The sequence below is a fragment of the Pseudomonas mercuritolerans genome, assembly GCF_025706525.1.
Lineage (GTDB): Bacteria > Pseudomonadota > Gammaproteobacteria > Pseudomonadales > Pseudomonadaceae > Aquipseudomonas > Aquipseudomonas mercuritolerans.
Genome location: NZ_JAMSHA010000003.1, coordinates 622,836 through 634,165 on the forward strand (window position 1 = coordinate 622,836; position 11,330 = coordinate 634,165).

Annotated in this window: 11 protein-coding genes; 6 read left to right on the forward strand and 5 right to left on the reverse strand. The window is 59.9% G+C overall.

Translation table 11 applies throughout. The features are described from left to right. Positions 1-105: 105 nt before the first annotated feature. Both ND528_RS11345 and gudD read left to right on the forward strand, forming a co-directional pair. Positions 106-1,452 carry an MFS transporter gene (locus ND528_RS11345; protein ID WP_263470335.1) on the forward strand — a complete coding sequence of 449 codons (1,347 nt, stop codon included), beginning with the start codon at positions 106-108 and terminating at the stop codon, positions 1,450-1,452. Positions 1,453-1,477: 25 nt separating this feature from the next. Beyond that, positions 1,478-2,821, forward strand: a complete 1,344-nt coding sequence (gene gudD, locus ND528_RS11350) for a glucarate dehydratase (protein WP_263470336.1) — start codon at positions 1,478-1,480, stop codon at positions 2,819-2,821. A gap of 118 nt (positions 2,822-2,939) precedes the next feature. On the opposite strand, the gene ND528_RS11355 is transcribed toward gudD, so the two are convergent. Next, the gene (locus ND528_RS11355) at positions 2,940-3,812 is read right to left on the reverse strand and encodes a LysR family transcriptional regulator (protein ID WP_122611228.1); all 873 of its coding nucleotides are present in this window, start codon (positions 3,810-3,812) and stop codon (positions 2,940-2,942) included. A 159-nt stretch (positions 3,813-3,971) separates the two neighbouring features. On the opposite strand from ND528_RS11355, the gene ampC reads away from it, so the two are divergent. Further along, positions 3,972-5,138 carry a class C beta-lactamase gene (ampC, locus tag ND528_RS11360; protein WP_263470337.1) on the forward strand — a complete coding sequence of 389 codons (1,167 nt, stop codon included), beginning with the start codon at positions 3,972-3,974 and terminating at the stop codon, positions 5,136-5,138. A gap of 290 nt (positions 5,139-5,428) precedes the next feature. Here ampC and ND528_RS11365 read toward each other — a convergent pair whose 3' ends face one another. Next, positions 5,429-5,992, reverse strand: coding sequence for a DUF4174 domain-containing protein (locus tag ND528_RS11365; RefSeq protein ID WP_016775365.1), 564 nt, complete (start codon positions 5,990-5,992; stop codon positions 5,429-5,431). Between the two features lie 209 nt (positions 5,993-6,201). Here ND528_RS11365 and ND528_RS11370 point away from each other — a divergent pair, with 209 nt between their 5' ends. Beyond that, on the forward strand, positions 6,202-6,666 hold the full coding sequence (locus ND528_RS11370; RefSeq protein WP_212616716.1) for a GNAT family N-acetyltransferase: 465 nt from the start codon (positions 6,202-6,204) through the stop codon (positions 6,664-6,666). A gap of 37 nt (positions 6,667-6,703) precedes the next feature. Here the strand turns inward: ND528_RS11370 and ND528_RS11375 are convergent, their stop codons facing one another. The 3 genes from ND528_RS11375 to ND528_RS11385 form a co-directional block, all read right to left on the reverse strand. After that, positions 6,704-7,027: a hypothetical protein gene (locus tag ND528_RS11375; RefSeq protein WP_212616717.1), complete on the reverse strand. Its 324-nt coding sequence runs from the start codon at positions 7,025-7,027 to the stop codon at positions 6,704-6,706. A 7-nt stretch (positions 7,028-7,034) separates the two neighbouring features. Beyond that, positions 7,035-7,820 carry a sulfite exporter TauE/SafE family protein gene (locus ND528_RS11380; RefSeq protein ID WP_039763409.1) on the reverse strand — a complete coding sequence of 262 codons (786 nt, stop codon included), beginning with the start codon at positions 7,818-7,820 and terminating at the stop codon, positions 7,035-7,037. A gap of 150 nt (positions 7,821-7,970) precedes the next feature. Continuing rightward, on the reverse strand, positions 7,971-8,720 hold the full coding sequence (locus ND528_RS11385) for a hypothetical protein (RefSeq protein WP_130912372.1): 750 nt from the start codon (positions 8,718-8,720) through the stop codon (positions 7,971-7,973). Positions 8,721-9,059: 339 nt separating this feature from the next. Here ND528_RS11385 and ND528_RS11390 point away from each other — a divergent pair, with 339 nt between their 5' ends. After that, complete coding sequence (locus ND528_RS11390; protein WP_263470338.1) at positions 9,060-10,208, forward strand: aldose epimerase family protein; 1,149 nt, start codon at positions 9,060-9,062, stop codon at positions 10,206-10,208. A gap of 281 nt (positions 10,209-10,489) precedes the next feature. Next, positions 10,490-11,311: an aldo/keto reductase gene (locus ND528_RS11395; RefSeq protein ID WP_024013484.1), complete on the forward strand. Its 822-nt coding sequence runs from the start codon at positions 10,490-10,492 to the stop codon at positions 11,309-11,311. Positions 11,312-11,330 lie beyond the last annotated feature (19 nt).

Genomic DNA, 11,330 nt, shown 5'->3' on the forward strand with positions numbered 1-11,330 from the left:
CACCCCTCCCCACTTGTAGGACAAAAAATTACAGTTGTATGATGTCTAGCAACAACGCAGCGCCCAGTCCTACCCGCATAAAAATAATCAGTGGGAGAAACATCAGTGAAAACCTCCATCTCCGGGATGCAGGACAGCGTCGACCCGACGCTCGCCTCAGCCATCTCCAAAGTCAAACGCCACGTCCTGCCGCTCTTCGTGATCATGTTCATCGTCAATTACATTGACCGGGTGAACATCGGCTTCGTCCGCACCCACATGGAAACCGATCTGGGCATCGGTGCTGCCGCCTATGGCTTCGGCGCCGGGCTGTTCTTCATCGGTTACGCGCTGTTCGAAGTGCCGTCCAACATGCTTTTGCAGAAAGTCGGCGCACGCATCTGGCTGACCCGCATCATGTTCACCTGGGGCATAGTCGCGGCCTGCATGGCGTTCATTCAGAACGAAACCCACTTCTACATTTTGCGTTTCCTGCTCGGTGTCGCCGAGGCCGGGTTCTTTCCCGGGGTGATTTATTACTTCACCCGTTGGCTGCCTGGCGTTGAGCGGGGCAAGGCGATCGCGATCTTCCTCAGCGGCTCGGCCGTGGCCTCGCTGATCTCCGGCCCGCTGTCCGGCCTGCTCCTGCAGATCAACGGATTGGGCATGCACGGCTGGCAGTGGATGTATTTCATCGAGGGGATGTTTTCGGTGTGCCTGTGCGTTTTCGTCTGGTTCTGGCTGGATGCCAAACCCCACGACGCCAAATGGCTGAGCCGCGCCGAACAGGATGCGTTGGTCAGCGCCATCGACGACGAGCAAAAGGCCCGCGAAGCCGCGACGCCGATCCGGCCGTCGCTGGGCAAACTGCTCAAGGACCGGCAGATCATTCTGTTCTGCCTGATCTACTTCTTCATTCAGTTGACCATTTATGCGGCGACTTTCTGGCTGCCGAGCATCATCAAGAAGATGGGCGAACTCAGCGACGTGCAGGTCGGCCTGTTCAACTCGATTCCATGGTTGCTGTCGATCGTCGGCATGTACGCCTTCGCCTCGCTGTCGGCGAAGTGGAAACATCAACAAGCTTGGGTCGCCACTGCCCTGTTGATCGCGGCAGCGGGGATGTTCATGTCCACCACTGGCGGGCCGATCTTTGCCTTCGTCGCGATCTGCTTTGCGGCGCTGGGTTTCAAATCCGCCTCGTCGCTGTTCTGGCCGATTCCCCAGGCTTATCTGGATGCACGCATCGCGGCGGCGGTGATTGCGCTGATCAATTCGGTGGGTAACCTCGGCGGCTTCGTCGCGCCGACCACGTTTGGTCTGCTGGAGCAACACACCGGTTCGATTCAGGGCGGCCTGTATGGTCTGGCCGCGACCTCGATCATCGCCGCAATCATCGTCTTCGCCGCGCGCACCACGCCGAAACCCGCTGCTGAAAAGGCTGTGGCCGACGCCACGCCGAAACACGCCTGACTACGTCTCGACAAGGAAAACAACAATGACTGTTCATGACACCGCCAAAGCTCCGATCATCACCGAGATGCAGGTCATTCCGGTGGCCGGTCACGACGGCATGCTGCTCAACCTGAGCGGCGCCCACGGGCCGTTTTTCACCCGCAACATCGTCATCCTCAAGGACAACGCCGGCCACACCGGCGTCGGCGAAGTGCCCGGTGGCGAGCGCATTCGCCAGACCCTGGAAGACGCGCGCAATCTGGTGGTCGGCAGCCCCATCGGCACCTACCAGAAGATCCTCAACCAGGTGCGCCAGACCTTCGCCGACCGCGATGCCGGCGGCCGTGGCCTGCAAACATTCGACCTGCGCATCACCATTCACGCGGTCACCGGCCTGGAAGCCGCCCTCCTCGACCTGCTCGGCCAGCATCTCGACGTGCCGGTGGCGGCGCTGCTCGGTGAAGGTCAGCAACGCGACGAAGTGAAGATGCTCGGTTATCTGTTCTACGTCGGCGATCAACACGAAACCGATCTCGCCTACCGCAGCGAACCGGACGCCGACAACGACTGGTTCCGTGTGCGCCACGAGAAGGCCATGACCGCCGAAGCAGTCGTGCGCCTGGCCGAGGCGGCGCACGCCAAGTACGGTTTCAAGGATTTCAAACTCAAGGGCGGCGTGCTCAGCGGCGATGCCGAAATCGAAGCGGTCACGGCACTGGCCGAGCGCTTCCCTGAAGCGCGAATCACCCTCGATCCGAACGGCGCCTGGTCGCTGAAAGAGGCGATTCGTCTGTGCCGCGATCAGCACCACGTACTCGCCTACGCCGAAGACCCGTGCGGTGCGGAAAACGGTTATTCCGGGCGCGAAGTCATGGCTGAATTCCGCCGCGCCACCGGCCTGAAAACCGCGACCAACATGATCGCCACCGACTGGCGCGAAATGGGCCACGCGATTCAGTTGCAGTCAGTGGACATCCCGCTGGCCGACCCGCACTTCTGGACCATGCAGGGTTCGGTACGCGTCGCGCAGATGTGCCACGAGTGGGGCCTGACCTGGGGCTCGCATTCCAACAACCACTTCGATATTTCCCTGGCGATGTTTACCCACGTCGCCGCCGCCGCACCGGGCGAGATCACCGCCATCGACACCCACTGGATCTGGCAGGACGGTCAGCGCCTGACCAAGGCACCGCTGCAGATTGTCGATGGTCTCGTGCAGGTGCCGAAAAAACCCGGGCTGGGTGTGGAGTTGGACATGGATCAAGTGGCCAAGGCCCACGAACTGTACAAAGGCATGGGCCTCGGCGCGCGGGATGACAGCGTGGCGATGCAGTTCCTGATTTCGGGGTGGAAATTCGATAACAAGCGGCCGTGTCTGGTGCGGTAATCCAGCAGGCGCCGCTGATTTCAATTGTGGGAGTAGGAGCTGCCGAAGGCTGCGATCTTTTGATTCTGTTTTGAAGATCAAAAGATCGCAGCCTTCGGCAGCTCCTACAAATCGGTTTTCAGCTTGAGATCTGCAGCAACCAGGTTTTGAACGCTTTCATCGCCACCGTTTCCGCTCGCGACTGCAACCGTGTCAGCCAGTAACTGCCGGTGGTGATCTCGATCGCAAACGGCTGGCAGATCGCATCTGCCGCCAGTTGCCGGGCGAACATCAGCGGTGGTGCCAACGCCACGCCGCCGCCCTGCAATGCGGCTTCCATCATTGCCAGCGACGAATCGAACACGATGCTTTGCGGTGGCGCGGCCTGCGTCGCCAGGCCCGCTGCGTGAAACCACTCCGGCCATTCATCGGTGCGATAGGAACGCAGCAAGGTCTGCTGCAACAGGTCCGCCGGCGAGTGCAGCTGCCGGGCAATCTCCGGCACGCACAATACCGACAACGGCGCATCGAGCAAGCGTGTCGCCTCGATGCCATGCCAGGCGCCAGCACCGAAACGAATGGCGTAATCCAGCCCTTCCGCCGCCACGTCAACCCGGTTGTTATTGGTCGACAGGCGTAAATCTATCAGCGGATGTTTCCCCCGAAAGTCCGCCAGCCTCGGCAACAGCCAGCCCACTGCAAATGTACCCACCGCGCCGACCGTCAACATGTCGCGATACTGCCCACCGGCCAGACGCTCGAGCATCTGCGCAATATGATCGAATGATGTGCTGAGTACCGGCAGCAAGGTTTCGCCTTCACTGGTCAGCATCAGCCCACGGGGCAGGCGTTTGAACAGGGTCAGGTTGAGTTGCGCTTCCAGGCTTTTGACCTGATGGCTCACCGCCGCTTGTGTCACGCACAACTCGACGGCAGCACGGGTAAAACTCAAGTGACGTGCCGAGGCTTCAAATGCGCGCAGAGCGTTGAGCGGCAGTTGCGGTCGAATCATGCGTTGCCCCAAATTTTTCTAATGGCTCATGCGAGTTTTCATCGTTTGTCGATGGCCGGCGAAGTGCCTAAATTGGCCGCGCTGATCGGCCGCCCGATGAAAAATCACCCGCAGTGTAGCGGGATACAACAATCGACACTCATGGAGAGTGATTCAATCATGTGTTCCTTAGAACCGAGAAAGGTCTTTTCCTACAGCGCTTTCGCACTGTTCTTCGGCAGCGTTGCCTGTCATGCCGCAACGCCGACGGATGCGCAATTGCAGGCACTGGTCAGCCAAGCCGTCACCCCGGTGATGCAGCAAAACAACATCCCGGGGCTGACCGTAGCGATCACGCTGAATGGCCAGGCACATTACTTTAACTACGGGGTCGCCGCTAAAGACACCGCGCAAAAGGTCAGCGAAAACACCCTCTTCGAAGTCGGCTCGGTGAGTAAAACCTTCACCGCCACCCTCGCCGGTTACGCCCAGGCCACAGGCAAACTCGACCTGTCGAGCAAGGCCAGCCAACTCTGGCCGGAGCTCAAGGGCAGCGCCTTCGACAACATCAGCGTGCTGCAACTGGGCACCTACAGCGCCGGCGGACTGCCGTTGCAATTCCCCGCTGAGGCGGACTCTTCCGACAGGATGCTCGGCTATTACCAACAATGGAAACCGCAGTTTCCCGCCGGCAGCCATCGCCTGTATTCCAACCCGAGCCTGGGCCTGTTCGGCTACCTGACGGCGAAAAGCCTCGGCCAGCCCTTCGACCAGGCAATGACGCAAACCCTGCTGCCAAAACTCGGTTTGCAGCACACCTTCCTCAGCGTACCGTCAGCGCAGTCGAAGCTTTATGCCCAAGGCTACGACAGCGCCGACCAACCGGTACGCGTCAGCCCCGGCGCCCTCGACGCCGAAGCCTACGGCATCAAAACCAGCGCCACCGACCTGCTGCGTTACGTCCAGGCACAGCTGAAACCGGCCAGCCTTGCGCCTGATCTGCACCAAGCCATCGCCAACACCCACATCGGTTATTACCGCGTCGGCGACATGACCCAAGGCCTGGGCTGGGAGCGCTACGCCTACCCGATCAGCCTTGAAAAGCTGCAAAACGGCAACTCGACCCCCATGGCCATGGAACCGCACAAAGTCGAGTGGCTGACCCCACCGCAAGCTGAACCGGCCAACGTGCTGTTCAACAAAAGCGGATCTACGCGGGGCTTTGGCGCGTATGTGGCGTTCGTGCCGTCGCGTGACATGGGCATTGTGATTCTGGCCAACAAGAACTACCCGAATGCCGAACGGGTGAAGATTGCGCATACGGTTTTCGCGGCGTTGGCGGATTAGGAGTGAGAGATCGTCCGATCGCGGCCCGAGCCTGCGGCAGCTTCTACAGGATCGGGTTTTCACTCGGTTAACGTTGGAGGTGTCGCAGACTGCAACAACTTTCGATCAGAAGATGACTTGTGGGAGCGAGCCTGCTCGCGAATGCGCTCGATCAGTCACCTTTCAGCGCCTGAAAAACCGCTATCGCGAGCAGGCTCGCTCCCACATTTGAACTGTGCACTTCACAAAAAAATGTGGGAGCTGGTTTGCCAGCTCCCACAGGGATTTTGCTTCATTCAGTCAACGCGCAATCAATCATCCGGCATCTGCGGCGGTTTGCTCGGTTTCGCCGGTTTGCTGCCCTTAGCGCCTTTGGCCGGTTCCGGCTCGGTGGCGGCAGGCGTTTGTGCGGCGGCGGCCGCAGCGGCGGCTTCTTTTTCGGCCATGGGCATGGCGTCGATGGTTTCGAAGATTTTTGCCAGGCTCAATGCCTTGGCTTCATCACCCGAGGCGGAGAGCTTGGTTTCGCCGTCCTTGCCCACCAGGAACACTTTTGGATAAGCGCCGGCACCGAGCTTCAGCGAACGCAGCAGGGCCATGGTGTCCTGCTGACCCATGTCCTTGCCGTCGAGCTGGCCGGACATGCTGAGGATGGTGTAGACCTTGATGTTGCGGTCGGTGACGCCTTTTTTGTTGGCCGGGTCTTCCAGTGACTTTTTCAGGCTCAGCCACACCGGGTCGACAGTGCTTTGCGCAATCACGATCAGCGGGCGGGCGCGGCCCACGTCCCCGGCCAGGGGTGAATCGCTGTCGGCGGCGAACAGGGGGCCAGCGATTGCCAGCAAGAGGGTCAGGGTCAGGGACCTGATGAGCATGCGCATCTCCTTTTGATATCCACGCACTACTGATTGCGCATCGTGGCGATTGTTCCGGCGGCGTCTGGCAAAAAGGCATTGCCCTGTCAGAAGCTTAGGTCAGGGAGAACTTTGCGCAACACAATAGGTGTGATCGCTAAGCAGATTTGATTACCGATCATGAGCGCATTAGGGTGGCCGTTCTGCCAACGAAATGGAGTTCACCCCGCATGCATATCGACTACCTGTGCGACCGCCCCGAATTTATCGAGGAACTGGCCACACTCAATTTCAAGGAATGGGGTGAGTTTCGCCCCGGGCAAACTGTCGAAGATCGCATCGAGCACATGCGCGAATCCTGTGGCAAAGGTGCGGTGCCCAGCGTGGTAGTTGCGCTTGAGGAGTCCCGACTGCTGGGCGGCGCGCTGCTGATCGAGCACGATTTGAAACTGCGCCGCAATCTGACGCCGTGGTTGGCAGGTGTTTACGTGAAGGCCGAAGAACGTGGTCGAGGTATAGCCTCGCAATTGGTCAATCGAGTAGTCGAGGAAGCGGCGGCGCTCGGTGTGCCTGAGCTCTATCTTTACACCGACACTTCGCAGTCGCTGTATGCGCGACTGGGCTGGCAAGTCGTCGAGGAGCTGGTTTACGAAGAGCTGCCGGTGGTAGTGATGAAGTACGTCATTCAGCGCTAACCCGTGGTGATACGGCTCGCCGCAAGCTACCGCCTCACTACAGCGCTGAACCGAGTGCCGAGAGCAATTGCGAGGGGTCGACGGTTCGTCCACCGAGCTTGAGCTCACCGCTATCGAGATCAACCCTCAGCCTCACCGACGCCCGATCGCCTGGGTACTTGCGCAGCACCAGCTCGATGCCATTGGCGGTCTCGTCGGCAGTACCAAGCAAATCCCACAGACTCTCGCTCAGATCCAGCAGCACTTTTTGCTGCTGCAGATCGACTAACTGCGGCGCATACAGCCAATGACTCATGCGCATCTCACGCGGCTCGACGGTGATGGCGAGACGACCCTCGCAGTGGAAAGTGGTTTCATTCATCGATGGATCAGAACGCCAACTTATAACCAATCAACACCAGCATCGTCGCCAGGCACGGGCGCAGGACTTCGTCGGAGATGCGTCCGGTCAGGTGGCTGCCGAGCCAGATGCCGGGCAGCGAGCCCATCAGCAGGAAACCCAGCACGCCCCAATCCATGTTGCCCATGCTTGCGTGGCCGAGGCCGGCGACGAGGGTCAGGGGTACGGCGTGGGCGATTTCGGTGCCGACCAGGCGGCGGGTTGGCAGCAGTGGGTAAAGGATAAACAAGGCGACGGTGCCCAGTGCGCCGGCGCCGATCGAGGTCAGGGCGACCATGGTGCCGAGGATCAGACCGGTGATCACCGTCATGATATTCAGGCGCGAACCGCTCGGGTTGTAGTTGCCACCCGCGCGTTTGTGGGCGAATTCGAGCAAGCGTTTCTTGAAGAAGATTGCCAGGGCGGTGGCGAAGAGGACGAAGCCGAGCGCCTGTTTGATGATGGCGTTCATCGCGTCCGGCGCGGTGTGGAGAGTGCTGAGGAACCACAGGGTCATGGCCACGGCCGGCACGCTGCCGAGGGTCAGCCAGCCGGTGATGGCCCAGTCGATGTTCTTGTTCTTCCTGTGAACGAGGACGCCGCTGGATTTGGTGATCGCGGCGTACAGCAGGTCGGTACCTACCGCCGTCGCCGGGTTGATGCCGAACCACAGCAGGATCGGCGTCATCAACGAACCGCCGCCGACACCGGTCATGCCTACGATAAACCCCACCACCAGCCCAGCAATCACCAGGCCGAAATTTGCCAATTCCATTCAAACGTCCAGAAAACGACAGGAAAATCTGGCCCGCAGCATAGCGATTTTTCTTATAACCACATATATCGATGCGGTCTATCGTTATGCCATATCGAATTCACCGCAGATCCCACAGTGGATCTTTGCGCTGCAGCAAACCTGCAAGGCTCACTGCACCGGCAGGAAATTCAAGAACAGCAGGCTCTGCGCGTAATTCAGGCCAATCCTGCGATAGCGCTCATCGAGCATCTGCGTGAGCAGGTCCAGGCGCGCGACGATTTTGCTGAATTCGGTGGCGAAGCTGAGGTTGCTGCCCTCCTCCGAGATTTCGTTGGAGAACAGCAACGGCTGGCCTTCCTTGTTTTGTCGTTGCGACAAAATCCACATGGCTTTTTCGATGTTGCGCGCGGCGTTGTGCACGAAGGTCGGGTTGATCGCGTCGGTCATGTAGAACTCGGTGCGATTGCCGTGGGCGGTGACCAGCATGCTGCCGATCGCATAGATGAACGCGCCGACGCGGTCGCCGAGGAATTCCGGGCTCATCGCATAGCTCAGCGCCGCCAGGTCCTTGCGCCCGCCCAGCACGGGCAACGGCTGCTGTTGCTCGACCGCGAGGCGCACCTGCTTGACGGCGGCGTTGACAGTGAGGAAGCCGGATTTGCGCAGCTCTTCCGGGTTGCGCAAGTAGAGCTTGCCCATCAATCGATAGAGGCTGTCGAGGTTGTCGCGCATCGCCAGGGTGGCCATGCGGTCGACGCTGGTCTGCAGAAATTCCTGCGGCTGCCCTTCACGCATCTGATTGAAGAATCCGTTGCCGTTCTGGTGGCTGCAGCCGCTGAGCAACAGCGACAACAGGCAGGCCAATAGCAGGCACGGGCGGCGGTGAGTGGCGGTGATCAGGGCAAAAACACTCGGCATGAAGTCTCGGACAGGCACATTCCTGTGCGGCGGGAGTCACCGCATCCTGGCCATGCATAGAGCCGCCGATTGCGAAAAAGTGCAGTGCCTGAGCAGTTAGCCGACCTTCGGCGATAGGCGACCCGTCAATTAGTCGGACTTTATATTTGCCAATACATGTAAATCCGCTATAAATCCTGTTCAGCCCCACAAATAGCATGACTAGTTATGTGTAGGAGCTGCCGAAGGCTGCGATCTTTTGATCTTGCTTTCAAAAATCACAATCAAAAGATCGCAGCCTGCGGCAGCTCCTACAGGGGACCGCGGTGTTTAAAACAACAACAAAAAGGAAGGTCAACCATGCTTCAATCCCGTCACCTGCTCTCCGGCCTCGGACTGTCCCTGATGATCGCTACCCTTTCCGCCAACGCGGCGGGCCTGACCGCTGAACACAAAGCCTTCGGCAAAACCAATGACGGCACGCCTGTCGAACAGTACATCCTGCGCAACAGCCACGGCATGCAAGCCACCGTCATCACCTACGGCGCGACCCTGCAAGCGCTGAAAGTCGCTGACAAACAAGGCAAGTTCGACGACGTCGTCTTGGGTTTTGACGATGTGCAGGGCTATCAGAAAGGCACCGCGTACTTCGGCGCGACCATCGGCCGCTTCGGCAACCGTTTGGCCGAAGGTGCTTTCGAAATCGATGGCAAACGCTATCAAGTGCCGCAGAACGACAAATCCAACGCCCTGCACGGCGGCCCCGAAGGTTTCGACAAGAAAGTCTGGAAGGCCAGGGAAACCAAGGACAAGGATTCGGTGGGCGTGACTCTGACCTACCTGTCGGCCGACGGCGAGATGGGTTTCCCGGGTAATCTGACCACCGAAGTCACCTATCGCCTGACCGACAACAACGAACTGCGCATCGACTACAAGGCCAGCACCGACAAGCCGACCGTGCTCAACCTGACCAACCACAGTTACTTCAACCTGGCCGGTGCCGGCAATGGCGATATTCTCAAGCAAGTCGCCATGATCAACTCCAGCCATTACACGCCGGTCACCGCGAAGCTGATCCCGACCGGCGAGTTGGCGCCTGTGGCCGGTACGCCGATGGACTTCAGCAAACCGACGGCGATCGGCACGCACATCAAGGCTGATCATCCGCAGCTGAAATTCGCCGAGCCGAAACAGGGCGGCTTCGATTTCAACTGGGCGCTGGACACCAAGGGCGATGTCAGCAAGCTCGCCACCGAAGTCAGCGATCCGCAATCCGGACGCGTCCTGCAACTGTTCACCAGCGAGCCGGGCGTGCAGTTCTACACCAGCAACTTCCTCGACGGCACGGTCAAGGGCAAGGGTGGCAAGGTCTATCCGCACTGGGGCGCGTTCACCCTCGAGACCCAGCACTACCCGGATTCGCCGAACCAGCCGGACTTCCCGAGCACGCGGCTTGATCCGGGGCAGACCTATGCTCATAGCGTGATCCTCAAGTTCTCCGCCAAGTAACCTGCCATGCACCCCCTGTGGCGAGGGGATTCATCCCCGTTGGGAAGCGAAGCAGCCCCAAAAACCTGCAATAGAACGCTGTCTGATACAACGCGTGTTGCAGGATCGGGGCTGCTTCGCAGCCCAGCGGGGATAAATCCCCTCGCCACAAATTCCCTCACCACACATTCCCCTCGCCACAATTGATCCGGTTTCATCCTTGACTCCCCCTTCCTTCCGGGAACCCTTGCTCTATCCTGCTGCCCACTAAAGATATCGACTCTTTCAGGCAGGAGGTTTGAATGCGTACCCTTGAGTTGGCCGGCGTGCAGGTTCCCGTGATTGGTCAGGGCACCTGGCGCATGGGCGAGGATCGTTCGGCGCACAGCCGTGAAGTGGCGGCGCTGCGCAGCGGCATCGAGCTGGGCATGAGCCTGATCGATACCGCTGAGATGTACGCCGAGGGCGGTGCCGAAACGGTGGTCGGCGAAGCCATCGCCGGTCTGCGCGATCAAGTCTTTCTGGTCAGCAAGGTCTACCCGCACAACGCCAGCCGCCAGGGCATCCCGCAAGCCTGCGAGCGCAGTTTGCGTCGGCTCGGCACTGACTACATCGATCTGTATCTGCTGCACTGGCGCGGTCAGTATCCGCTGGAGGAAACCGTCGAAGCCTTCGAACGCCTGCGCGAGGACGGCAAGATCGGCCGTTGGGGCGTGTCGAATTTCGATGTCGACGACCTCGAAGAACTCTCCAGCTCGGCCTGCGCTACCAATCAGGTGTTGTACAACCTTGAGGAGCGCGGCATCGAATTCGATTTGCTGCCGTGGTGCCAGCATCAGCGCCTGCCGTTGATGGCGTACTGTCCGATCGGCCAGGGCGGCGCGATGCTCGCCGAGCCGGTTCTGCAAGACATTGCCAGTCGTTACAACGCCACCCCGGCGCAGATTTCACTGGCGTGGCTCCTGCGTCAGGACGGCGTGATTGCGATTCCCAAAGCTGTGCGCCCCGAGCATGTGCAACTCAATGCCGAGGCGGCGCAGTTGCAACTGGACGCCGGGGATCTGGCGGCGCTGGACAAAGTGTTCCCGGCGCCACAACGCAAGCAGCGCCTGGCCATGGTCTGAGCTGCCGACTGCGAGGGCT

Excerpts from the sequence above, each read along its gene's own strand:
- ND528_RS11380 (WP_039763409.1), bottom strand. The coding sequence starts at position 7,820 with ATGGAATTGGCAAATTTCGGCCTGGTGATTGCTGGGCTGGTGGTGGGG.
- ND528_RS11365 (WP_016775365.1), bottom strand. The coding sequence starts at position 5,992 with ATGCTCATCAGGTCCCTGACCCTGACCCTCTTGCTGGCAATCGCTGGC.
- ND528_RS11395 (WP_024013484.1), top strand. The coding sequence starts at position 10,490 with ATGCGTACCCTTGAGTTGGCCGGCGTGCAGGTTCCCGTGATTGGTCAG.
- ND528_RS11375 (WP_212616717.1), bottom strand. The coding sequence starts at position 7,027 with ATGAATGAAACCACTTTCCACTGCGAGGGTCGTCTCGCCATCACCGTC.
- ND528_RS11385 (WP_130912372.1), bottom strand. The coding sequence starts at position 8,720 with ATGCCGAGTGTTTTTGCCCTGATCACCGCCACTCACCGCCGCCCGTGC.
- ND528_RS11370 (WP_212616716.1), top strand. The coding sequence starts at position 6,202 with ATGCATATCGACTACCTGTGCGACCGCCCCGAATTTATCGAGGAACTG.
- ampC (WP_263470337.1), top strand. The coding sequence starts at position 3,972 with ATGTGTTCCTTAGAACCGAGAAAGGTCTTTTCCTACAGCGCTTTCGCA.
- gudD (WP_263470336.1), top strand. The coding sequence starts at position 1,478 with ATGACTGTTCATGACACCGCCAAAGCTCCGATCATCACCGAGATGCAG.
- ND528_RS11355 (WP_122611228.1), bottom strand. The coding sequence starts at position 3,812 with ATGATTCGACCGCAACTGCCGCTCAACGCTCTGCGCGCATTTGAAGCC.
- ND528_RS11390 (WP_263470338.1), top strand. The coding sequence starts at position 9,060 with ATGCTTCAATCCCGTCACCTGCTCTCCGGCCTCGGACTGTCCCTGATG.